At 70.7% G+C, this 21,541-nt stretch carries 21 protein-coding genes; 15 read left to right on the top strand and 6 right to left on the bottom strand.

What is annotated here, in order from left to right; translation table 11 throughout:
• Positions 1–78: 78 nt before the first annotated feature.
• Positions 79–1,830 (bottom strand): caprolactamase subunit beta, encoded by a 1,752-nt coding sequence (gene capB / locus EDD54_RS03615; protein WP_126536492.1) that lies wholly within the window; start codon positions 1,828–1,830, stop codon positions 79–81.
• A gap of 296 nt (positions 1,831–2,126) precedes the next feature.
• Here capB and EDD54_RS03610 point away from each other — a divergent pair, with 296 nt between their 5' ends.
• Positions 2,127–3,074 (top strand): AraC-like ligand-binding domain-containing protein, encoded by a 948-nt coding sequence (locus EDD54_RS03610; RefSeq protein WP_126536494.1) that lies wholly within the window; start codon positions 2,127–2,129, stop codon positions 3,072–3,074.
• A gap of 96 nt (positions 3,075–3,170) precedes the next feature.
• Here the strand turns inward: EDD54_RS03610 and EDD54_RS03605 are convergent, their stop codons facing one another.
• The gene (locus EDD54_RS03605) at positions 3,171–4,184 is read right to left on the bottom strand and encodes a GntR family transcriptional regulator (RefSeq protein ID WP_126536496.1); all 1,014 of its coding nucleotides are present in this window, start codon (positions 4,182–4,184) and stop codon (positions 3,171–3,173) included.
• 641 nt (positions 4,185–4,825) lie between these two features.
• Between EDD54_RS03605 and EDD54_RS03600 the strand changes: the two genes are divergently transcribed.
• From EDD54_RS03600 to EDD54_RS03550, 11 genes are all read left to right on the top strand, one after another.
• On the top strand, positions 4,826–5,890 hold the full coding sequence (locus EDD54_RS03600) for an ABC transporter ATP-binding protein (protein ID WP_126536498.1): 1,065 nt from the start codon (positions 4,826–4,828) through the stop codon (positions 5,888–5,890).
• Positions 5,891–5,925: 35 nt separating this feature from the next.
• Positions 5,926–6,825, top strand: a complete 900-nt coding sequence (locus EDD54_RS03595) for an ABC transporter permease (RefSeq protein ID WP_126536500.1) — start codon at positions 5,926–5,928, stop codon at positions 6,823–6,825.
• Between the two features lie 3 nt (positions 6,826–6,828).
• On the top strand, positions 6,829–7,674 hold the full coding sequence (locus tag EDD54_RS03590) for an ABC transporter permease (RefSeq protein WP_126536502.1): 846 nt from the start codon (positions 6,829–6,831) through the stop codon (positions 7,672–7,674).
• Positions 7,674–8,414 carry an SDR family NAD(P)-dependent oxidoreductase gene (locus tag EDD54_RS03585; RefSeq protein WP_126536504.1) on the top strand — a complete coding sequence of 247 codons (741 nt, stop codon included), beginning with the start codon at positions 7,674–7,676 and terminating at the stop codon, positions 8,412–8,414. Before EDD54_RS03590 ends, EDD54_RS03585 begins: the two co-directional genes overlap by 1 nt.
• A 26-nt stretch (positions 8,415–8,440) precedes the next feature.
• Positions 8,441–9,196 carry an SDR family NAD(P)-dependent oxidoreductase gene (locus tag EDD54_RS03580; protein ID WP_126536506.1) on the top strand — a complete coding sequence of 252 codons (756 nt, stop codon included), beginning with the start codon at positions 8,441–8,443 and terminating at the stop codon, positions 9,194–9,196.
• Positions 9,197–9,300: 104 nt separating this feature from the next.
• Positions 9,301–10,533: an ABC transporter substrate-binding protein gene (locus tag EDD54_RS03575; RefSeq protein ID WP_126536508.1), complete on the top strand. Its 1,233-nt coding sequence runs from the start codon at positions 9,301–9,303 to the stop codon at positions 10,531–10,533.
• A gap of 128 nt (positions 10,534–10,661) precedes the next feature.
• Positions 10,662–11,771 (top strand): ABC transporter ATP-binding protein, encoded by a 1,110-nt coding sequence (locus EDD54_RS03570; protein ID WP_126536510.1) that lies wholly within the window; start codon positions 10,662–10,664, stop codon positions 11,769–11,771.
• Positions 11,772–11,810: 39 nt separating this feature from the next.
• Positions 11,811–12,692 (top strand): polysaccharide deacetylase family protein, encoded by an 882-nt coding sequence (locus EDD54_RS03565; protein WP_126536512.1) that lies wholly within the window; start codon positions 11,811–11,813, stop codon positions 12,690–12,692.
• A gap of 73 nt (positions 12,693–12,765) precedes the next feature.
• Entirely contained in the window at positions 12,766–13,095 is a 330-nt protein-coding gene (locus tag EDD54_RS03560; RefSeq protein WP_126536514.1) for a hypothetical protein, read from the top strand.
• A complete protein-coding gene (locus EDD54_RS03555; protein WP_126536516.1) occupies positions 13,088–14,161 on the top strand; it encodes a CobW family GTP-binding protein in 1,074 nt (357 codons plus the stop codon). Before EDD54_RS03560 ends, EDD54_RS03555 begins: the two co-directional genes overlap by 8 nt.
• Positions 14,162–14,254: 93 nt before the next feature.
• Entirely contained in the window at positions 14,255–15,475 is a 1,221-nt protein-coding gene (locus EDD54_RS03550) for an ABC transporter substrate-binding protein (RefSeq protein ID WP_126536518.1), read from the top strand.
• A gap of 69 nt (positions 15,476–15,544) precedes the next feature.
• Here EDD54_RS03550 and EDD54_RS03545 read toward each other — a convergent pair whose 3' ends face one another.
• The 4 genes from EDD54_RS03545 to EDD54_RS03530 form a co-directional block, all read right to left on the bottom strand.
• Positions 15,545–16,192 (bottom strand): hypothetical protein, encoded by a 648-nt coding sequence (locus EDD54_RS03545; protein WP_126536520.1) that lies wholly within the window; start codon positions 16,190–16,192, stop codon positions 15,545–15,547.
• A gap of 29 nt (positions 16,193–16,221) precedes the next feature.
• Positions 16,222–16,674 (bottom strand): hypothetical protein, encoded by a 453-nt coding sequence (locus EDD54_RS03540; RefSeq protein WP_126536522.1) that lies wholly within the window; start codon positions 16,672–16,674, stop codon positions 16,222–16,224.
• A gap of 92 nt (positions 16,675–16,766) precedes the next feature.
• Positions 16,767–17,165 carry a hypothetical protein gene (locus EDD54_RS03535; protein WP_126536523.1) on the bottom strand — a complete coding sequence of 133 codons (399 nt, stop codon included), beginning with the start codon at positions 17,163–17,165 and terminating at the stop codon, positions 16,767–16,769.
• A gap of 14 nt (positions 17,166–17,179) precedes the next feature.
• Positions 17,180–17,578 carry a hypothetical protein gene (locus EDD54_RS03530; protein ID WP_126536525.1) on the bottom strand — a complete coding sequence of 133 codons (399 nt, stop codon included), beginning with the start codon at positions 17,576–17,578 and terminating at the stop codon, positions 17,180–17,182.
• Between the two features lie 404 nt (positions 17,579–17,982).
• Between EDD54_RS03530 and EDD54_RS03525 the strand changes: the two genes are divergently transcribed.
• From EDD54_RS03525 to EDD54_RS03515, 3 genes are read left to right on the top strand one after another with little or no spacing between them, the layout of a single operon-like run.
• Positions 17,983–19,446 (top strand): UbiA family prenyltransferase, encoded by a 1,464-nt coding sequence (locus EDD54_RS03525; protein ID WP_165644314.1) that lies wholly within the window; start codon positions 17,983–17,985, stop codon positions 19,444–19,446.
• A gap of 3 nt (positions 19,447–19,449) precedes the next feature.
• Positions 19,450–20,781 carry an FAD-binding oxidoreductase gene (locus EDD54_RS03520; protein ID WP_126536529.1) on the top strand — a complete coding sequence of 444 codons (1,332 nt, stop codon included), beginning with the start codon at positions 19,450–19,452 and terminating at the stop codon, positions 20,779–20,781.
• Positions 20,778–21,539 carry an SDR family NAD(P)-dependent oxidoreductase gene (locus EDD54_RS03515; protein WP_126536530.1) on the top strand — a complete coding sequence of 254 codons (762 nt, stop codon included), beginning with the start codon at positions 20,778–20,780 and terminating at the stop codon, positions 21,537–21,539. Before EDD54_RS03520 ends, EDD54_RS03515 begins: the two co-directional genes overlap by 4 nt.
• Positions 21,540–21,541 lie beyond the last annotated feature (2 nt).

Genomic DNA, 21,541 nt, shown 5'->3' with positions numbered 1-21,541 from the left:
GTCACCGGTGGAGGTAGGAGGACGCGGCCGCCGCGTTCCGCTCGCGCGACGTCGGACGGAGACGCGGCGCGCCGAGGTTCACGCGGCGCGGGTGCGGAGGTCCCGTGTCGCGGCCTCGTCGACCGCGAGGCTGCCGGCGTCGGCGATCACCACGCCGTAGTCGGCGCGGGCGCCCTCGAGCGAGACGAGGCCGTTGCGGACGTCCTCGACCACCTTCTCGACCGGCCGCTCGAACGGATCGCCGTAGCCGCCGCCGCCCGGGTTCATGTTGGCGGCGCGCTCGCCGGGGCGGATGGTCTCGATGACGTTCTTCTTGATCAGTTCGGTGCCGCCTTCGCGCGTCACCACGAGACGGCCGACCTTGGGCTCGACCAGCGCCGACGTGGCACCCGCGGCGCCCACCGCCGGGATCCGGCGGCCCTCGCCGAAGGTGATGAAGGTCATCGGCCGGTCGAGCGGCTCGACCTCCCAGCAGGTGCCGGAACCGCCGCGGTACTTGCCGGCGCCGCCGCTGTCGGTCATCAGCGAATAGCGGTGGATGATGATCGGGTAGGAGTATTCCAAAAGCTCGATGTCGCCGGAGGTGAGGGCGCCGAAGCAGCATTCCGGCCCGCAGGCGTGCCAGCCGTCCTGGCTCGGGGTGGCGCCGGCGCCCGATATGATCGAGGCCAGCACCATCGTCACGTATTCCTCGTCGTGGCGGGTGTCCCAGCCGGCGATGTTGCAGCCGTTGGCGTGGCCCCAGGACGCCGCCACCTTGGCCGGCGCCGCCTTCTCGAAGGCGAGGCGGACGGCGTCGGTCAGCGTCTCCATCGGCGTCGTCGTGCAGTTGACGTGCGGCGCCGGCTCCCTGGCGTTGCAGAGCGTGCCCTTCGGTCCCATGTCGACGGTGACGCAGCGGTAGAGCCCCTCGTTGTAGGGCGGCGGCAGCTGCGCGAACATCATCAGCCCGAGGTAGACGCCGGAGTGGCTGTTGCCCTCGTAGGAGTTGATGAAATACGGGATCTGCGGCGGGCTCGCGATCGCGATGTGGCAGCTGTCGCCGGCGATCGTCACCGTGGCGGTGATCTCGAAGTCGCCGTAGCCGTGGCCGGCGTCCTCGAGGATGGCGGTGCCTGTGTAGGTGCCGTCGGGCACCTCGGCGATCAGCTTGCGCATGTGGCGGTCGGCCATGTCCTGGAGCTCGCCGATCGCGGCCCGGACGGTCGGGAGGCCGTATTTGTCGATCAACGCCAGGAGGTTGCGCTCGCCGACCTGACAGGCGCCGATCAGGGCGTTGAAGTCGCCCTCCTGGTCGCGCCGGGCGCGCATGTTGGTGAGCAGCAGGTTGAGGACGTCGTGACGCGGCTTACCGCGGTCCCAGATCTTGATCGGCGGGATGCGCAGTCCCTCCGCGTAGATCTCGGTGGCGTTCGGGTTGTAGCCGGCCGGCACCGGCCCGCCGATGTCGGTGAGATGGCCCTTGCACACCGTCCAGAACACCAATTCGCCCCGGTGGAACACCGGCTTGTAGACGCAGGTGTCGAGGATGTGGCTGCCGGAATAGGCGGGGTCGTTGTGCATCACGAGGTCGCCCTCGTGGATGTCGTCGCCGAAGAAGCGCGCCACCGCCTTCATCGCCGGGATCAGCGAGCCCATGTGGATCGGGATGTCCTGGCCCTGCAGGATCATCTCCGGCACGTGGTTGAAGAGGGCGGTGGAATAGTCGTGGGCGAGATTGAAGACCGAGGAGCGCGCGGTCTTCTCGAGGCTGAGCGTCATCTCGCGCTGCGTGGTCTCGAGCACGCCGCGGACCACCGACAGCGTGATGGGATCTACCTTCGTCGTCATGTCGTCCTCGCCTTGGAGGGCGAGCGCCGCCGTCGGGCCGGACGAGCCGTCCGATCCCCTTGCGCGCCGCCGCCGATGCCGAACCGTTCCCCGGCCGTGTGCCCGGCCGTTTCGAGAAGGCTAGAGCCGGCTCGCGGCGGCGGTCTTGGCGGTGAGCGCGCCAACATTTGCGAATCCGTGCAGTGCCGTTGACAGGCCGGCCGGGCGCCCCGCAGTCTCGGTGTTCGGGAGGGATCGGTGCGGCCTGGGCTCGGGCCCCGTCTCGGGATCGTCGCGCCGACCGCCGGGAGGTCGTCTTGCACAGCATCGCCACCACCGACGGGACCGACGCGAACCGGCGCAGCCGGCACTGGCGCGACGTGATCGCCGACGCCTATTTCCCGCTCGACCTCACCTTCCGCGACACCGAGCGTTTCGACGGCCGCCTGGAGGCGTGGACCTTCGGCCCGGTGTCGCTGTCGCGGCTGACGTCGGATCCGCTCTGCTACGTCCGGCGGCGCCGTCACCTCGCCAACGAGAGCGGCGAGCACTACCTCGTGACGGTGCCGGCGCTGTCGGACGTCCACTTCGCCCAGTCGGGCAGGGCGGTGCGCTGCCGCCCCGGCGGCTTCATCCTCGAGCGCTCCAACGAGCCCTACGAGTTCAGCCACGACGGCCGCAACGACCTCTGGGTGCTGAAGGTGCCCTACGCGGCCCTCGCCGGGCGGATCCGCCAGCCGGACCGCTTCTGCACGCTGCAATTCGACGCCCGCACCGGTGTCGGCCAGCTGTTCGTCGACCTTCTCACGTTGCTGCCGCTGCGCTTCGCCGGCCTCTCGGCCGAGGCGCGTGGCGCGCTCGGCCAGCAGCTGGTCGACCTGATGGCGCTCGCGGTGAAGGAGGACGACCGCACGCTGACCTCGTCCGCCTCGCCGATCCGCGACGCCCATCTCTCGCGCGTCGAGGCCTACGTCCGGCGCAACCTCGCCGACCCCGGTCTCGACCCGGAGCGGATCGCCGGCGCCTGCGGCATCTCGGTGCGCTACCTGCACGACCTCGTCGGCGAGACAGGACGCTCGGTCGGCGCCTGGATCCGCGAGGAGCGGCTCGACGCCTGCCGCGCCATGCTGGCCGATCCGACCTGCCGCATGGGCGTCGCCGAGATCGCTTACGCCTGGGGCTTCACCGACCAGGCCCAGTTCTCGCGCCTTTTCAAGGCGCGCTACGGCACGACCCCGCGCGACTTCCGCCGGGCGGGCGGGTGACACCGAGCTCGCGAGCGAGGAGCGCCCGACCGGGCGCCGGCCAGATGGCCGGAACCGCGCAACGTCCCGACGAGTCGGGACTTTGCGGAACGTGGTTCAATCCGCGACGCGGGTGAGGTAGGCCGCGACGCTGCGCGGTTCGGAGATCACCGCCACGATCTTCATTTGCGCGATGTTGCGGTTCATCGCGGCGTCGAGGTGGCGGTCGAGCATGGCGGCGGCCGCGTCCGTGGCGCCGCGCAGCACCAGTTCGGCGATCAGGCGGTGCTCGGTGACGGCGGCGCGGTCGCTCGGCAGACCGAGCTGGCGCAGCAGCCGTTCCGAAGCCTGCACCGGCAGCAGGTTGTCGCGGATCAGGCCGGCGAGCTTCTCGTTCGGCGTCGACAGCACGCAGACGTCGATCAGCTGGGTCTCGAAGGCCTCGAGGCTGTCGTGGTGCGGCGCGCCCTGGTCGCGCTCGGCGGCGACCAGCCGCTCGTAGAGCGCCTCGAGGCGGCCGATGTCGATCAGCGGCACGGCGCCGACCAGCGCCGGGGGTTCGAGCAGGCGCCGGAGCGCGAAATGGTCCTTGATCGTCTTGGCGGTGAGCGGGCCGGCGATCCAGTGCGACGACTGATTCTTGCGCACGAGGCCGCGCTCCTGCAGCCGGCTCAGCACGTCGCGGACCACGGTGCGGCTGACGCCGAAATGCTCGGCGAGCACGGTTTCGACGATGCGGTACTGCCCGAACACCACGCAGGCGGCGACGTCGGCCTCGACCACGTCGTAGATCCGCTCCCAGGACGCGCGGCTCTGCAGCGCCTCGTCGACCTCGGTAGGCACGTCGAGGCCGAGCGTCTTGACGTCGGTGCGGATCGGCGCGGTGCGGCTGTCCGGGGCGCCGACCAGGAAGCCGCGGCCCTCGAAGCGGCGGACGAGGCCGTCGGCCTCGAGGCGCTGCAGCGCCTTCTGCACCGGCGCGCGCGAGGTCTGCAGGATCTCCGCGATCGGGCCCTCGAGCAGCACCAGACCCTCGGGCAGGCGGCCGGCCGCGATGTTGGCGCGCAGCACGTCCTCGACGATCTCGTAGCGGTGCTGCGCGCCGCTCGTGCCGGGGCGGATCGTGGACATCGCGGACGGACACTCGCCGGCTGGAGAAATCCCGCCCCTTTCTAGCGCGCTCCGCGCCCGCCCGCCACGGTCGGGATGCGGTGCGGAAAACGTCTATTGCATACCAAATCCATCGTTGAGACCATTCCTCGACTCGCCGAGCCTCAGTCGGGCGGGCGTCGGTCCAGACCGCCGCATCGGTCGCCCCGATCCGCAGGCGCGGAAAATCCGGTATCCGTGAAAGCGTGGCACGGGATCGGAAAAACTGATCCGATCCCGCGCGACTACCAGGAAACGGCGGGAAATCCGCGTTTGTCGCCACCTCGTGGAATCTGCCATCGCAGCGGCCGACGCGGTGCATCGGCACTTCCGATAGGGGCTGCCGCGATCGGCGCCATGCTGCACCGGTGCGGTCAACGGCTGCCGCGAGAATGCTGTTGCATACAAAATCCGTTCGTACTACCGTTTCAGTATCGGACGCCGACAGAAGCGTCCTCCAGAGGTCTGTCAGGGTATTCGCAGTTCGATACGGGCACGACCGCGTCTTCGCCGGTGGCGAAGGTGCGAACGGCGGAGCATTAGCGGAACGTCTCGGGCGTTCGGCGCGTGTTCCGACGATGGCGGAGCCTTGTCCGGACCGAACCGAAGTCGGGAGTTCTCGCTTGTCGACGATCCTTCAGCTCGCCGGTGTCACCAAGACCTACGGCACACTGACCGCGCTCGATCGGCTCGACCTCGCGCTGCCGGCCGGCCGCTACGTCTCGCTTCTCGGACCGAGCGGCTCGGGCAAGACGACGCTGCTGCGCGTGATCGCCGGATTCGAGGAGCCGGACGTCGGCTCCGTCACCATCGCCGGCCGCCGCGTCGACGGCACGCCGGCGCACCGGCGCGGCATCGGCTTCGTGTTCCAGAACTTCGCGCTGTTTCCCCATCTCACCGTCGAGAAGAACGTCGCCTTCGGTCTCGAGAACGGCGAGGGTCGCACGATGGCGGCCGGCGAGATCCGCGACCGCGTCCGCGCCATGATCGACCTCGTCGGCTTGAAGGGTCTCGAGGGCCGCGGCGTCGCGCAGATCTCCGGCGGCCAGCGCCAGCGCGTCGCGCTCGCCCGCACCCTCGTCACCGAGCCGCGGCTGGTGCTGCTCGACGAGCCGCTCGGCGCCCTCGACGCCAACCTGCGCATGCGCATGCGCGACGAGCTCCGCGCCATCCGCGAGCGGCTCGGCGTCACCTTCCTGCACGTCACCGGCAGCGAGACCGAGGCGCTCGCCATGGGCGACACCGTGATCGTGCTCGACCGTGGCCGGATCGGCCAGATCGGCGACGGCGACACCGTCTACAACCGGCCCGCCAGCCGCGCCGTCGCCCGTTTCCTCAACTGCTACAACCTGTTCGACGGCTCGCTCGAGGGCGCCGCCTTCGTCTCGGCGGCCGGGCGCTTCCCCGTCGCCGCGCCGGAGCGCCGGCCGGTCTGCTACGGCGTGCGCTACGACCGCATAGCGGTGCGCGACCCCGCCGCCGCGCCTGCCGCCGACGAAGTCCGGATCGAGGGCGCCTTCGTCGCCAGCGAGTACACCGGCGCCTCGGTGCTGTCCTTCTTCGCGCTTCCCGACGGCCGCCTCGTCGAGGTCGAGGACCACCTCAGCCACCGCGCCCCGCCGTCCTACGAGCCGCAGCGCCGCTACGGCCTCGTCTGGAAGCGCGACGACGCCCTTCTCTTCTCCTGATCCGCCGCCGTGCGAAACCGGAGCTCGATGGACCGATGACGACCACCACCGTAGGCGAGGCGATCGGGGCGGCGGAGACCCGCCGGCGCGCCCAGCGCCGCACCGCCCTGTGGCTGATCACGCCCGGCGTCCTGTGGATGACGCTGTTCCTGGTGCTGCCGATCCTGATGATGGTCTACGTCTCCTTCTGGACGCAGACCACCTTCACCATCGAGCCGACGCTGACGGTGAAGAGCTGGGTCACCTTCTTCTCGAGCGACACCTACCTCACGGCGCTGTGGACCACGGTCCGGATCTGGCTGACGGTGCTCGTCGCGACCTTGGTGGTCGGCTACCCGACCGCACTCTTCGTCGGCCTGTTCGTGCGCAACAAGACGCTGCAGACCGCGCTGCTGGTGCTCTGCGTCATCCCGTTCTGGACGTCCTTCCTGATCCGCGTGCTCGCCTGGCGGCCGATGCTCGGCAAGGAAGGCGCGATCAACCTGATCCTGCAAGGACTCGGGCTGGTCGACCAGCCGATCGAGGCGCTGCTGTTCTCCGAGCTCTCGGTCGTGATCGGCATGACGCAGATCTACTGCGTCTTCATGGTCGGGCCGATCGCCTTCATGCTCGGGCGGATCGACCCCAACGTCATCGAGGCGGCGCGCGATCTCGGCGCCGGCTTCGGGCGGATCTTCCGCACCATCATCCTGCCGATGTCGATGCCCGGCGTGGTGGTCGGCGCGATCTTCGTGTCGGTGATGGTGCTCGGCGAGTTCGCCACCTCCGCCGCGCTGTCGGGCCGCAAGGTCAACCTGCTCGGCAACATCATCGTCACCCAGGTCGGCTCGCTGAAATGGGCCTTCGCCGCGGTCGTCGGCGTGGTGCTGACGATCGTGATGGGCGCGGTCGTCGCCGGCCTGCTGCGCGTCGTCGATCTCAGGAAGGAACTCTGAGCGATGCAGGCGCCCGTCATCAAGCCGATCCTCGCCGTCTACACGGCGCTGTTCATCCTGTTTCTCTACGGCCCCTTCGTGGTGCTGGCGATACTGTCGTTCCAGACCGGACCGGAGGGCGGGCCGCAGTTCCCGATCATCGAGTGGTCGACCTACTGGTACCAGCACCTGTTCGGCCTCGCGCCGCCTTCGCGCATCGCGCCGCTGCCGATCGAGGAGAGCCTGCTGCGCTCGCTGGTGCTGGCCTGCGCCACCATGGTGGTCTCCACCGTGCTCGGCGTCTCCGCCGCCCAGGCCTTCCGCACCCGCTTCAAGGGTTCGGGCGCGGTGTTCTACCTGATCGTCCTCGGCATGATGGTGCCGGGTGTGCTGGTCGGCCTCGGCATGGCGCTGGTCGCCAACACGCTCGGGATCGACCGCCACTGGTGGGGCACCGCCTTCGTGCTCCACGTGGTCTACACCTTCCCCTTCGCCTTCCTGGTGATGCTGGCGATCTTCAACCGCTTCGACCCCAGCGTCGAAGAGGCGTCGTGGTCGCTCGGCGTGTCGCCGATCCGCACCTTCCGCAAGGTGACCTTCCCGCTGATCTTCCCGGGCGTGCTCTCGGCGATGCTGTTCGCCTTCACGCTCTCCTACGACGAGTTCTCCCGCACCCTGTTCGCCTCGGGCCGCGACCTGACGCTGCCGCTGGCGATCTACGGCACCTTCTCGGTGGAGATCCACCCGAACGTGTTCGCCTTCGGCGTGCTCACCACCTTGTTCTCCTTCGCCCTGCTCGCGGTCTACGCGGTGCTGATGTCCCTGTCGGTCCGCCGCGCCCGGCGCATCGCCATCCAGGAGGAAGCGTGATGGCCGACCTCGGCACCGCGATCGTCACCGGCGCGGGCTCCGGCATCGGCCGGGCCGTCGCCGCCCGCCTCGCGAGCGACGGCTACGCCGTCCTCGTCAACGACCTCGATCCCGGCCGCGCCGGCGCGGTCGCCGCCGAGATCGCGTCCGCCGGCGGACGGGCCGCCTCGGCCGGCGGCGACGTTTCGTCGGAAGCCGACGTCGAGGCGATCGTCGCGGCGGCGCGCACCGCCTTCGGGCCGGTGACGCTGCTCGTCAACAACGCCGGCTTCGTCCATCAGGCGCTGTTCGAGAACCTTTCGCCGGCCGACTTCGACCGCATGTTCGCGGTCCACGTCCGCGGCACCTTCCTGATGATGCGCGCCGTGCTGCCGGCGATGCTCGCGGCCGGATCCGGCGTGATCGTCAACGTCGCCTCGCAGCTCGGCCAGATCGGCGGCATCGAGCTCGTGCACTATTCCGGCGCCAAGGCGGCGATCGTCGGCATGACCAAGGCGCTCGCCCGCGAGGTGTCGGCGCGCGGCGTCCGCGTCAACGCGGTGGCGCCCGGCCCGATCAACACGCCGCTCGTGATGGCGCTCTCCGAGGACTGGCGGAATCGCAAGGCCGCCGAACTGCCGCTCGGCCGCTTCGGCGAGCCGGAGGAGGTGGCCGCCACCGTGTCCTTCCTCGCCTCGCCCGCCGCTTCCCTGTTCGTCGGCCAGACGCTCGGCCCGAACAGCGGCGACGTGATGCTCTGACCCCCTTCTCGAGGAGACCGCACGCGATGTCCCGGACAGTCCTGATCACCGGCGGCGGCATCGGCATCGGCCGCGCCACCGCCAAGGCCTTCGCCGCCGAGGGCGACCACGTCGTCGTCACCGACGTCCTGCCGGCCGAGGGCGCGGCGGTGGTCGAGGAGATCCGGGCCGCCGGCGGCTCGGCCGAGTTCCTGGCGCTCGACGTCACCGGCACCGCGGCGGTCGACGCCGTCGTCGCCGACGTCGAGGCCCGGCGCGGCGCGATCGACGTGATCGTCGCCAACGCCGGCATCGCCCACCGCGTGCCGCTCGCCGAGATGACAGACGCCAAGTGGGACCACACCTTCGAGGTCGACCTGAAGGGCATCTTCCGCGTCGTCCGCGCGGCGCTGCCGGGGATGCGCGCGCGCCGCTCGGGCGCGATCGTGGCGCTGTCCTCGATCATGGGCGTCGCCTACGGCTGGGACGAGCACGTCCACTATTCCGCCGCCAAGCACGGCGTCGTCGGCCTGGTGCGCGGCCTCGCGGTCGAGCTCGCCCGCGACGGCATCCGCGTCAACGGCATCGCCCCCGGCTACATCCGCACCGCCCAGCTCCTGTCGAAGGAGCATTCGCTCGGCCCCGAGGGTGCCGAGGCGGCGGGCGCCTTCATTCCGATGGGGCGGATCGGCGAGCCCGACGAGATCGCCGACGTCGCCACGTTCCTCGCCTCGGCCAAGGCCCGGTACATGACCGGGCAGGTGGTCGTGGTCGACGGCGGCCTGCTGCCGGGCCGCTACTGACCGGCCCCTACGGGGACCCGGTCGGGCGAGAGGTTGCCGGCCGCGGCGGTGCTCGTCACGCCGCCACGGCCGGATGGGAGATCAATAAGGAGAGAGGTGGGACCATGGACAAATACGAGCTCTCGCGGCGCGCGCTCCTGAAGCGCTCCGCCGGCATCGCCGCCGTCGCCATGGGCGCCGGCACGCCCTTCCTGAACTCGCGCGCCGCCTGGGCGCAGGCGCAGGACCTCGCGGGCCAGCAACTGCGCACCATCGGCCTGTCGGTCACGGTGCAGGAGCGCATCCTCGCCGACTTCAAGGCCGCCTCGGGCGTCGGTTCGGCCACCGGCACCGCCGCGACCTTCCCGGACGCCCAGACCAAGATCCTGTCGGGCTCGACCGACTACGACTGCTGGGAGACGATCGCCGAGCGCCTGCCGGCCGTCGTGATGACCAACAACGTCGAGCCGATCGCGGCTTCCAGCCTGAAGAACTGGGCCAACATCCGCGACACCTTCACCACCGCCAGCGACAAGTGGGACCGCCGTTCCCAGATCGTCGGCCAGATCTGGGCCGACGAGGCGCAGACCTCGCTCTACATGGTCCCGGCCGTCTACAACTACGACTCGATCGGCTACAACCCGGACGTCCTGTCGGCCGAGGAGGCCAACACCTGGACGGCGATCTTCGATCCGAAGTGGAAGGGCAAGTCCGGCCTCAACACCGACCCGCTGATCGCCTTCGGTCAGGCGGTGCTGGCGATGAACTCGCTCGGCCTCTCGGCCGTCGCCAACCCCGGCAACCCGTCGGCCGCCGAGATCGACGAGGCCGCCAAGTTCCTGATCTCCAAGAAGAAGGAAGGCCAGTTCCGCGCGCTCTGGGGCGACTTCGGCGAGCTCGTCAACCTGCTCGCCTCCGGCGAGATGGTGGTCTGCGACGCCTGGCAGCCGGCGGTGATGGCGGTCAAGGCGCAGGGCAAGGCCTGCAAGTACGCGATCCCGAAGGAAGGCTATCGCGCCTGGGCGATCGGCCCGTCGCTGATCGCCTCCTCGCCCAACAAGGAGGCGGTGTCCGCCTACGCCGACTATTGGCTGTCCGGCGCTCCGGGCATCACCGTGTCGGAGCAGGGCTACTACTCGCCGACCACGAACATCAAGGACGCCATGGCGCCCGAGAAATACGCCTTCTGGTACGAGGGCAAGCCCTGGGTCGGTGCCGAGGAGCGCGGCATCAAGGAAGGCGACCTGCGCGACGGCGGCTCGCTCGAGGAGCGCGCCAAGAACGTCGCCTACTGGCACCAGTGGCCGGACGAGTACGACCACCTGATCGGCAAGTGGGACGAGTTCCTCAACGCCTGACCCGAAGTCGCCGGCCCGCCGGGCTCGCCCCCGATCCCTGCCCGGTGGATCCGACGAACCGCCGCCCGCCGCGCCCCGACCAAGGGCCGCGGCGGGCGGTGGCCCCCCGAATTTCGCGGAGACGAAGTGTGGCCCACGATCTCGAACTCGTCGGCGTCGGCAAGGTCTACGACAACGGCACACCGGCGGTGATCGGCTTCGACCTCGCGGTCGAGAAGGGCGAGTTCATCGCCTTCCTCGGCCCGTCCGGCTGCGGCAAGACGACCACGCTCCGGATGATCGCCGGATTCGAATCGATCTCCTCCGGCGAGATGCGGATCCGCGGCAAGCGGATCAACGAGCTGCCGCCGGAGCGGCGGCCGACCTCGATGATCTTCCAGAACTACGCGCTGTTCCCGCACATGACCGTGCGCCGCAACGTCGGCTACGGTCTCGAGGTCAAGGGCCTGCCGAAGGCCGAGCGCGACGCCAAGGTCGAGCGCATCATCGAGACGCTCGGCCTCGGCGACGTCGCCGACAAGCGGCCCGAGCGCCTGTCCGGCGGCCAGCGCCAGCGCATCGCGCTCGCCCGCGGCCTCGTCGTCGAGCCGGACATCCTGCTGCTCGACGAGCCGCTCGGCGCGCTCGACGCCAACCTGCGCAAGGCGATCCAGAACGAGCTGAAGCTCTTGCAGAAGAATCTCGGCATCACCTTCGTGTTCGTCACCCACGCCCAGTCGGAGGCGCTGTCGCTGTCCGACCGCATCGTGGTGATGAACCAGGGCCGGGTCGAGCAGATCTCGCCGCCGCATCAGCTCTACCGCCGCCCCGATACGCCGTTCGTCGCCCAGTTCATCGGCCGCAATACCATCCTCGCCGGCACCGTCCGGGACGTGGCGGGCGGGCGCGTCGCGGTCGACACCCCGCTCGGCGTCCTCTCCGGCACCGCCAACGGCGCCGTCCCCACTGGGGCGGCCGCGCAGGTGGTGGTGCCCGCCGAGGCGATCGAGGTGCACACCGCCCTCGAGGGCACGCGGGAGGCAGTCGCTGCCAAGACCGGAGGCAACGTGATCGCCGGACGGATCCGCCGCTCGGACGTGGTCGGCCACGTCTCGCACCTCTCGGTGGAACTTCCGGGCGGTCGGGCGATCTCCCTGGAGGCCCACGTCGACAAGTATCCGCCGGGGGCGTTCCCGCCGGGCGGTGACATCCTTCTTGCATGGGCGGCCGCCGAGGCGACCGTCATCCCGGCGCGTTGACGGGCCGGACAACAACTCCAAGGACCGGAGGAAAGCACCATGGCTAAGGAAATTCTCTGCGGCTTCGGCGTCGACGTCGACGCGGTCGCCGGCTGGCTCGGCTCCTACGGCGGCGAGGATTCGCCGGACGACATCTCGCGCGGCCTGTTCTCCGGCGAGGTCGGCTCGCCCCGTCTCGTCAAGCTGTTCGAGCGCTTCGGCATCAAGACGACTTGGTTCATTCCGGGCCACTCGATCGAGACGTTCCCCGAGCAGATGGCGATGGTGGCCGAGGCCGGCCACGAGATCGGCATCCACGGCTACACCCACGAGAACCCGATCGCGATGACCCGCGAGCAGGAGACCGCGGTCCTCGACAAGTGCATCGACCTCGTCACCAAGCTGTCGGGCAAGCGGCCGACCGGCTACGTCGCGCCGTGGTGGGAGTTCTCGAACGTCACCAACGAGCTGCTGCTGGAGCGCGGCATCAAGTACGACCACTCGCTGATGCACAACGACTTCACGCCCTATTACGTGCGCGTCGGCGACTCCTGGACCAAGATCGACTATTCCAAGCAGCCGAAGGACTGGATGGTCCCGCTCGAGCGCGGCCACGAGACCGACCTGATCGAGATCCCGGCGTCGTGGTACCTCGACGACCTCCCGCCGATGATGTTCATCAAGAAGGCGCCGAACTCGCACGGCTTCGTCAACCCGCACGACATCGAGCAGATGTGGCGCGACCAGTTCGACTGGGTCTACCGCGAGATGGACTACGCCGTGTTCCCGATCACCATCCACCCGGACGTCGCCGGCCGTCCGCAGGTGCTGATGATGCTGGAGCGTCTCTACGCCCACATGATCAAGCACCCGGGCGTCAAGTTCGTCACCATGAACGAGATGGCCGACGACTTCGCCAAGCGCTTCCCGCGCAAGAAGTAAGACTTCCCTCGGCGGCGGTCCGGAGGGGCCGCCGCCGCGGGTGGCCGGAGGCGAGGAGAGGGAGGGCGGGGCGATGTGCTCCCTGTGCGGCGTGATCGGCGGCAACGAGCACTGGGCGGACGCGGCGGCGCGGCCGGGCGTCTACACGCGCACCGGCGACCGCATCGACCGCCGGCGCGAGCGCATGCGCCGCGTCGCCCTCGCCAACGCGGCGCTGGGGCCCTTCGGCCTGACGCTGTCGGACTGGCAGGGCGCGTCGTTCCTGCTCTCCACCCGCACCGGCAAGACCGAGATCGTCGACGACCTCGGCCACCTCTGGCCGACCGCCGAGCGCCTCGCCGGCCGGCCGCTCGACCCGCTCGATCCCGCCGCGATGGCGGCGATGGAGCGGCGCCGTGGCTGACGACGCCCCCGCCTTCACCCCCGTCAACCTGCTGACCGGCTTCCTCGGCTCCGGCAAGACGACGCTGCTCGCCCGCCTGCTCGGCGATCCGGCGCTTTCACGCACCGCCGTGCTGATCAACGAGTTCGGCGAGGTCGGCCTCGACCACCACCTGATCGACCGGGTCGACGGCGGCACGGTGCTGCTGAAGTCCGGTTGCGTCTGCTGCACCATCCGCGGCGACCTCGCCCAGGCCCTGCGCGACCTCCACGGCCGGCGCGAGCGCGGCGAGGTGCCGGCCTTCGACCGCGTCGTGATCGAGAGCACCGGCCTCGCCGACCCGTTCCCGATCCTGTCGACGCTGAAGGCCGACCCGGTGCTGCGCCACCATTTCCGGCCCGGCAACGTCGTCACCACCGTCGACGCGGTCAACGGCCTCGCCCAGATCGAGCGCCACGACGAATCCGTCCGGCAGGCGACCGCGGCCGACCGGCTGGTGCTGACCAAGACCGACCTTTCCGACGAGGTCCGCGTCGCCCGTCTCTCCGACCGGCTGCGCCGGCTCAACCCGTCCGCGGCCCTCGTCGTCGCCGGCACGGCCGACGCCGAGACGCTGCTCGGCCGCGACGTCCTGGAGACCGGCCGAGCGCCGGCCTCGGCCCGCGCGTGGTTCGCCGAGACCTTCCGTGCCGAGCCGGCCGACGGCGCGGCGGCGGCCGATCACGGCCATCCCCACGGCGCGGTCGACCGCAACGACCATCTCGGGCGGATCCGCAGCTTCGCCATGGTGGTCGACCGGCCGGTCGACTGGACCGCCTTCGGGATCTGGCTGACCATGCTGCTGAACCGCCACGGCGAACGGGTGCTGAGGGTCAAGGGCATCCTGGCGCTGGAGGGCGAGGATCTCCCGGTCGCGGTCCACGGCGTCCTGCATCTCGTCCACACGCCGGTGCACATGAGCGCCTGGCCGAGCGAGGACCGCGCCTCGCGGCTGGTGTTCATCGTCGACGGTCTCGATCCGGACCTCGTCCGCCGCTCCTTCGCGGCCTACGTCGGCTGCGACCTCGCCGAGACGGTGCGGCCCTGAACCATCATGCCCCACAGGTTGCCACCCGCCCGCAACCGCAGTAGAGCCGCAGCGGCCGCGCGCGATCCCGCGGGCCACGGAAGCCCCGCCACGATGAACGAGCACGTCCCGACCAGCCCGCTCCACGCGCCCGCGGTCCACGCCGCCGGGCGGCCGGTGCTGCGGGTGCTCGGCACCGAGATCACGGCGCTGCCGGAGATCCAGCGCCGGGCCGAGGCGGACCTCGGTCTCGACATCGTGTTCGAGAATCTCGACTTCCTGTCGGCGCAGCGCAAGGCGGCGACCAGCCCCGACGCCTACGACGTCTACGACCAGTGCTTCCACAACCTGGACATCGTCTGGTTCTGGCGAGCGATCCGGCCGATCGACCTCGACCGCGTGCCCCTCTGGGGCGAGGTGACCGACCTCACCAAGACCGGCCGGATCGGGCCGAACGCCTCGTTCGGCCACGGCGACGCGCCGGTGACCAAGCTCTACGTCCAGCCGAGCCAGTCGCTCGGCGACCTGCCGTCGCGCTGGATCTCGATGCTGCCGACGGTGCACAACCTCGACAGTTTCGCCTACCGGCCCGACCTCGCCGGCCCGGACCCGGGCGAGACGGTCTCTTGGGGTGCGCTCCTCGACGAGCGCTGGCAGGGCCGCGCCGCGCTGGTCGACGAACCGGCGATCGGCATCTTCGACGCGGCGCTGGCCGCCCAGGCCCGCGGCGAGATGACCTTCCGCGACATCGGCAACATGACCACCGACGAGATCGACCGTCTCGTCGACCTGATCGAGGCGCGCCGAAGGGCCGGCCACTTCAACGGCTTCTGGCGTACCGCCGCCGAGGCGGCCGAGATGATGGCGGACGGCCGCACCGCGATCCAGTCGATGTGGTCGCCGGCGATCACCGCACTGCGCCGGCGCGGCGTGCCGGTGGAGGAGGCCGTGCCGGACGAGGGCTACCGCGCCTGGCACGGCGGCCTCTGCCTGTCGAGCCGGCTCTCGGGCCGGATGCTCGACGCCGCCTACGACTATCTGAACTGGTGGCTGGAAGGCCACGCCGGCGCCGTGGTGGCGCGGCAGGGCTACTACATGTCGGTGCCCGGCCGGGTGCGGAACCATCTCACTCCGGCCGAATGGGCCTATTGGTACGAGGGCGAACCGGCCGCGACCGACCTGCCGGGCCCCGACGGCGCGACTGTCGTGCGCAAGGGCGCGGTCCGCGCCGGCGGCTCCTACTGGCAGCGCGCCAGTTCGATCGCGGTGTGGAACACCACCATGGACGAGCACAACTATCTCGTCCGCCGCTGGGCCCGCCTGACGGGGCGTTGAGGGCGCGCGGGAAATCACGTGAAGAATGTCCGCTAAGTGCCGGACATCGAGAGCATACGGGTCGGCATCTCAGAACGAGACCGTCACCGTCTTCTTCACCGACCCGTCGCCGACGGCGACGGCGGGGAGGGTCACGGTCAGGCTGTGGTTGACGCTGTCGGCGTCGCGGCCGGAGAGGCTCAGCACCGGTACGAACTTCACCGTCGACGACGACGGCACCTGCCAGGGCAGCGTGATCACCAGCTTGCGCGTCGCCGCGGCGGCCTCCGGTCCGCTTCCGGCGGGCGAGCCGGCGAGGGCGAGCGTGCCGGTATAGGAGACCGACGCCTGCTGCGACTGGCTGCCCACCTTCGCCGCCGGATAGTTGGCGCTCAGCACGTAGCTGATCGAGCCGAAGGTCTTCAGGAGGCCGTTGCCGTCGAGCAGCACCGTCAGCTCGTAGGTGAGCGGCCCGTAGGGCGCGGCGGCCGCCGCCGCGGCATCCGTCGTCGCCGCCTCCGCTTCCGCGTCCGCCGCGGTGACGGGGCCGGGGGCGAGCGGCGTGAAGAGGCCGGTCGCGGGGTCGAAATGGCCTGGGATCGTGCCCGGCGGCGGGGCTACGGGCGGCACCTCGGCCGGCTTGAACAGGGCCGTATCGGCGGCCGCGGCGGGGCCGGCGGCGAAGGGCGGCGCAAGCGCCGTCACCAGCATCAAGGCGCATCCGGCGAGTTTCCGCATCGCTCCGTCCTTTCCCGCTCGCCCTCGGCTCACATCGCACCGAACAGCGCTACCTTGGTGGTCGCGCCGTTCTTCGGCAGGGCGATCGACTTGTAGACGTAGGTCGAGTAGCTCAGCGTGTCGCCAGAGGCGAACCGATAGCTGTAGGCCGAGACCGACACGGTCACGTTCGCGCCGCGCGACGACAGCGCCCAGAGATACGGGACCTTCCCGGTCAGGGTGACCTTGCGGTTCTTGACGACGCCGGTCAGCGACACCGACGAATAGTTGGAGAACTTCGGATCGCCGACATTGGCGGTGGCGGCGCCGGTCAGCGTCGTCCCGTCCGGGATCGAGGCGTTGACCGACACCACGGCGGTTACGGCGAAGACACCGGACGCCTGCACCGCGGCGGCGGCGGCAGGGCCGGCCACCGGCTCGGCCGCAGCGGCGGGGAGGGCGGCGGCGAGGGTGATGCCCGCCAGCAAGGTTGCGAAACGCATCGATCCGGTCCCCCATGTTCTCGGGCGCGGCCCGAATCTCGGGGCCGGCGCGTGTCCTGGGCATTGGCGTCGGGGTCGACGCGGGTGCATCCTCAGAGCGTGACGGCGATCGTGGCCTTCGAGGTGCCGCCGCCACGCGGCAACGCGATTTCGCGCGTGGCGTTGGCGGTCTGGCTCCTGCCGTCGCCGGAATGGGAGAGGTAGAGGCCGACGCGCGTGGTCTTGGTAGTGCCGTCGACGATCCAGCGCACCGGCAGCTTCAGCACGACCTTGCCGGTCTTGCCGGCCCTGGTGACGGAACTCGTCAGCGACGCGTAGGCCCCGCCGTAGATCGACATGCCGATCGAGAGCTTGTCGCCCACCGGCACGGCGTCGGTGTAGGTGATCGCGACGGTGACCTCGAAGGTGCCGGCGATCTCCACCGTGGCGGCGGGTACCGGCGGGGCCACGAGCGTCGCGGCGGCGGCGAGGACGGGGAGCAGCGATCGCATCGTGTCGCCTCCGGTCAGAGGATGCTGGAGAAGGCGACCCTGGTGGTCGCGCCGTCGGCGGGCAGGGCGATCGTGCGGGTGTGGTCGGCGACGCCGTAGGGTGTGCGGTTCGCCGTCAGGGTGACGTCCACGATCAGCGGCGTCGCCGCACTCTCCACGGTGAAGGCGTAGCGCATCGTCACCACGACGCTCGCGCGATCACCGTCGCGGACCACGGCGGCGAAGTTGGAGACACGGTTCCGGTAGGTGCCGTCCGCGGCCGTCGCCGATACCGTGGCGCCGACGGTCTGGTCGGCCGGCAGTTTCCTGGCGTCGAGCTGGATGCTCACCACCAGCGTCCCCTTGCGGACGACGCGGACGGCGGCGGCGTCGACACCGGCCTCGCCCACCGCCGGTGCCGCGGGAGTGAACACACCGGTAGCCGGATCGTAGAATCCATAGATCCCCGTGGTATCGGCCGCCCGAACCGGCAAGGAAAGGCATGCAAAAACAACGACGAATGAAAGTCTCGACCGATCCATCGACGCCTCCCTGTGCGCGGTGGATGGAGAATGAACGAAAGGTTAATACGCGCCCGGTATCGATGCAACCGAATTGCTTGTGATCATCGCTCTCCGAGCGCTCGGCGGCCCGGCATGCGAGGTGCGGGCGGTGCCGTGTCGACCCGTTCGATCAGGGCACTCGTCGAGCCGCATGTTTCGAGGCACCCGACGGTTGATTTTCGGATCGGTCGATTTACAAAGCAGCGGCAGGCTTCCCGAAAATGTTGCGCTTCCGATCGAGAAGTATCCGGCCTGCGCCAACGTGGCGGGGCGGCATGGATCGGTCGGCGACCCAGGAAGCGGAGAACGCGTCCACCCGCGTACCGCTGGTGATCGACCTGGACGGCGCGCTCCTGGCCACCGACTCCTTCGACGAGACCCTGCTGGACGCCTTTCGCGCAAGCCCGGTCGCAGCCGTGCGCGCGCTCGCGGCGGCGTGGTGCGGCCGTGCGGCAGGACGGACACGGTTGGCGTCGCTGTCGCAGTGCGACGTCCGCCACTGGCCGGTGAACGCCGCCTTCCTGGGCTTCGTCGAGGAACAGGCGCGGGCGGGGCGGCGGATCGTCCTGACGACCACCGCCGACCGCTCCGTGGCGGAGGCGATCGCGGCGCGCTTTCCCTTCGTGCACCGGATCGACGCGCCGGACGGCGGCGCGGACCCGAAGGGACAGACGAAGGCCGAGCGTCTGTCCAAGCTGTTCCCGGACGGCTTCGTCTACGCCGGGCGCTCGCGGGACGACCTCGCCGTCTGGGCGGCGAGCAGGGGTGCGGTCGTGGTCGACGCCACCCCGGATGTTCGCGAGGAGGTCGCCCGCACCTGCGACGTGCTCGCCGTCTTTCCGCGCAAGCCCGTCCGATTCCACGTGCTGCGACGGGCGTTGCGGCTCCACCAGTGGGCCAAGAACGCGCTGGTGTTCGTGCCGCTCGCCCTCAGCGGCAAGGCGGGCGACCCCGCGGCGTGGATGGCCGCCGCCCTCGGATTTCTCGCCCTGGGCTTCTGCGCCTCGGCGTCCTACCTGATCAACGACCTCTGGGACCTGCCGCACGATCGACGGCACTGGTCGAAGCGCGGGCGGCCGCTGGCCAGCGGGGGCCTGCCGATCCGGGCGGGCGCCGCCATGGCGCTGTGGGGGCTCGTGGTCGGGCTCGGCATCGCCGTCGCCGCCGGCCCCGCGGCCGCGACGGTGCTGGTTCTCTATCTCGCGGGGACGCTCGCCTATTCCTTCTACCTGAAGCGGGTTCCGATCCTCGACGTCTTCGTGCTCGCGGGTCTGTTCACGGTGCGGATCGGCTTCGGAAACGTCCTCACCGGGGTGCAGCCTTCGCCCTGGCTGATGGTGTTCTCGATGTTCCTGTTCCTGTCGCTGTCGATGGCCAAGCGCCACACGGAGGTGCTTCGGCTCGCCGACCACGGCATCGAGGCCGCCGGCGGGCGCGGCTACGTGGCCGACGACGCACCGCTGACGCTCGGCATCGGGCTGGCGGCCATGCTGGGCGCTGTGCTCATCTTCGTGATGTACCTGGTCGAGGACGCCTTCCCGCAGGGCTTCTACGCGCGCCCCGAACTGCTCTGGGCGATGCCGGCGATCCTGTTCCTGTTCCTCGGGCGGGTCTGGCTGGTCGCCCAGCGCGGCAACATGCGCGACGACCCCGTCGCCTTCGCGCTCAAGGATCGCGTCAGTCTGGCGCTGGGCACGGCCATGGGGCTGGTCGTCGCCGCGGCCGTGATCCCGGTCTGACCGATGACGGCGCGCTACCACCTCCGCGACGACGTCCGGTCCTGGGGGCGTGTGGTGCGCGCGCCGCAGCGGGTCGCGACACCCGCCTTCCGCTCGGATCTCCCGGCGCTCCTGGCGGCACCGCCCGGCGGCACCGCGCTGCCGGTCGGGCTGATGCGGTCCTACGGCGACAGCGTCCTCGACACCGCCGGCGGCCTCGTCCGGATGGACCGCCTCGACCGCCTCGTCGCCTTCGACCCGGAGACCGGCCTGATCCGGGCGGAGGCCGGCCTGTCGCTGGACGCGCTGCTCCGGTTCGCCGTGCCGCGCGGGTTCTTCGTCCCCGTCGCGCCCGGCACGCGCTTCGTGACGCTCGGCGGCGCCGTCGCCAACGACGTCCACGGCAAGAACCACCATCGCGCCGGCACCTTCGGCCGCCACGTGACGCGGCTCGGCCTGCTGCGCAGCGACGGCGGGCGGAAGGAACTGTCGCCGGAGAGCGATCCCGAGCTGTTCGCGGCGACCGTCGGCGGCCTCGGGCTGACGGGCATCGTGGAATGGGTGGAACTGCGCCTCCAGCGCATCGGCGCCGCCCTTCTCGACGTCGAGACGATCCCGTTCGGCACCGTCGACGCGTTCTGGGACCTCGCCGCGGCGTCGGTCGCGAGCCACGAGCACACCGTGGCGTGGATCGACTGCCTCGCGCGCGGACCGCAAGCCGGTCGGGGCATCTTCTCGCGGGCGAACTGGTGCCCGACCGGAGATCTCGTGCCGCACGACCACCGGGCGTGGCCGGGCCTGCCGGTCGACGCGCCGGATCGGCTGCTGAACGGCCCGACGGTCCGGGCGTTCAACGCGGTCTATCGCCGGGCGCAGATCCTGGCGGCGGGAACGCGCCGCCGGCACTACGGCGCGTTCTTCCACCCGCTCGACGGCATGCGCGGCTGGAACCGGCTCTACGGGCCCCGCGGCTTTCGGCAGTATCAATGCGCCGTCCCGACGGCGACGATGAGGGACGCCGTCGCGGCCCTCCTCGCCGAGATCGCCCGCAGCGGGCAGGGCTCCTTCCTCGCCGTGCTCAAGACCTTCGGCGACGTCGCCTCGCCGGGCCTCCTGTCGTTCCCGCTCGCGGGCGCCACGCTGGCGCTCGACTTCCCCGAGCGCGGCGAGAGCACGGCCGCGCTGTTCGCGCGCCTCGACGCCGTCGTGCGCGCGGCGGGGGGGCGGCTCTACGCGGCCAAGGACGGTCGCATCCCCGCCGCGATGTGGCGCGCGGGCTACCCGGCGCTCGATCGCTTCGTCGCCCATCTCGACCCGGCAATCTCTTCGGACTTCTGGCGTAGGGTATCGGCATGAGCAACGACGCGGCACCCGGCCGGACCATCGTGATTCTCGGCGCCCTGTCGGCGATCGCCGAGGCGTCGGCGCGCCGCTGGGCGGCGGAGGGCGCGCACCTCGTGCTCCTCGCCCGCGATCCGGAACGGCTTGAGGCGGTCGCCGCGGACCTTCGGGTACGCGGGGCGCGGGTCGACACCGTCGCGGCCGACCTCGCCACCGTCGACGCGGCGGCGACGATCGACCGGATCGTCGCGGAGCACGGCCGCATCGACGTCGCGCTGCTGGCCTATGGCGTGCTCGGCGAGCAGGCCCGCGCCGAGCGGGACCCGGCCGAGGCGCTGCGGATCCTGCAGACCGACTTCACCAGTGCGGCGGGCTGGTGCCTCGCGCTCGCCAATGTGCTGGAACGCCGGGGAGGCGGCGTTCTTGTCGTGGTCGGCTCGGTCGCGGGCGATCGCGGGCGCGCCTCCAACTACGTCTATGGCGCCGCCAAGGGCGGGCTCGGCATCCTCGTCCAGGGCATCGCCCACCGGCTGGCGCGCTCGGGCGCCCGTGCCGTGCTGGTCAAGCCCGGCTTCGTCGACACGCCGATGACCGCGCACATCGCCCGCAAGGGTCCGCTCTGGGCGAAGCCCGAGGCGATCGCTGCGGCCATCGTCGCGTCGAGCCGCGCGGCGCGTGGGCCGGTGGTCGTCTACGCCCCCTGGTTCTGGCGATGGGTGATGCTGGCGGTCCGTCTCGTGCCGGCCGCCCTGTTCCACCGGACGAGGCTCTGACG

This window comes from Oharaeibacter diazotrophicus (genome assembly GCF_004362745.1).
GTDB classification, from domain to species: domain Bacteria; phylum Pseudomonadota; class Alphaproteobacteria; order Rhizobiales; family Pleomorphomonadaceae; genus Oharaeibacter; species Oharaeibacter diazotrophicus.
This window is presented reverse-complemented; position numbering and strand designations above follow the sequence as displayed.

What these genes read in the sequence shown, in the direction of transcription:
- capB (WP_126536492.1), bottom strand. Translation starts at nt 1,830, where the DNA reads ATGACGACGAAGGTAGATCCCATCACGCTGTCGGTGGTCCGCGGCGTG.
- EDD54_RS03605 (WP_126536496.1), bottom strand. Translation starts at nt 4,184, where the DNA reads ATGTCCACGATCCGCCCCGGCACGAGCGGCGCGCAGCACCGCTACGAG.
- EDD54_RS03595 (WP_126536500.1), top strand. Translation starts at nt 5,926, where the DNA reads ATGACGACCACCACCGTAGGCGAGGCGATCGGGGCGGCGGAGACCCGC.
- EDD54_RS03590 (WP_126536502.1), top strand. Translation starts at nt 6,829, where the DNA reads ATGCAGGCGCCCGTCATCAAGCCGATCCTCGCCGTCTACACGGCGCTG.
- EDD54_RS03585 (WP_126536504.1), top strand. Translation starts at nt 7,674, where the DNA reads ATGGCCGACCTCGGCACCGCGATCGTCACCGGCGCGGGCTCCGGCATC.
- EDD54_RS03580 (WP_126536506.1), top strand. Translation starts at nt 8,441, where the DNA reads ATGTCCCGGACAGTCCTGATCACCGGCGGCGGCATCGGCATCGGCCGC.
- EDD54_RS03575 (WP_126536508.1), top strand. Translation starts at nt 9,301, where the DNA reads ATGGACAAATACGAGCTCTCGCGGCGCGCGCTCCTGAAGCGCTCCGCC.
- EDD54_RS03565 (WP_126536512.1), top strand. Translation starts at nt 11,811, where the DNA reads ATGGCTAAGGAAATTCTCTGCGGCTTCGGCGTCGACGTCGACGCGGTC.
- EDD54_RS03560 (WP_126536514.1), top strand. Translation starts at nt 12,766, where the DNA reads ATGTGCTCCCTGTGCGGCGTGATCGGCGGCAACGAGCACTGGGCGGAC.
- EDD54_RS03550 (WP_126536518.1), top strand. Translation starts at nt 14,255, where the DNA reads ATGAACGAGCACGTCCCGACCAGCCCGCTCCACGCGCCCGCGGTCCAC.
- EDD54_RS03545 (WP_126536520.1), bottom strand. Translation starts at nt 16,192, where the DNA reads ATGCGGAAACTCGCCGGATGCGCCTTGATGCTGGTGACGGCGCTTGCG.
- EDD54_RS03540 (WP_126536522.1), bottom strand. Translation starts at nt 16,674, where the DNA reads ATGCGTTTCGCAACCTTGCTGGCGGGCATCACCCTCGCCGCCGCCCTC.
- EDD54_RS03535 (WP_126536523.1), bottom strand. Translation starts at nt 17,165, where the DNA reads ATGCGATCGCTGCTCCCCGTCCTCGCCGCCGCCGCGACGCTCGTGGCC.
- EDD54_RS03525 (WP_165644314.1), top strand. Translation starts at nt 17,983, where the DNA reads ATGGATCGGTCGGCGACCCAGGAAGCGGAGAACGCGTCCACCCGCGTA.
- EDD54_RS03520 (WP_126536529.1), top strand. Translation starts at nt 19,450, where the DNA reads ATGACGGCGCGCTACCACCTCCGCGACGACGTCCGGTCCTGGGGGCGT.
- EDD54_RS03515 (WP_126536530.1), top strand. Translation starts at nt 20,778, where the DNA reads ATGAGCAACGACGCGGCACCCGGCCGGACCATCGTGATTCTCGGCGCC.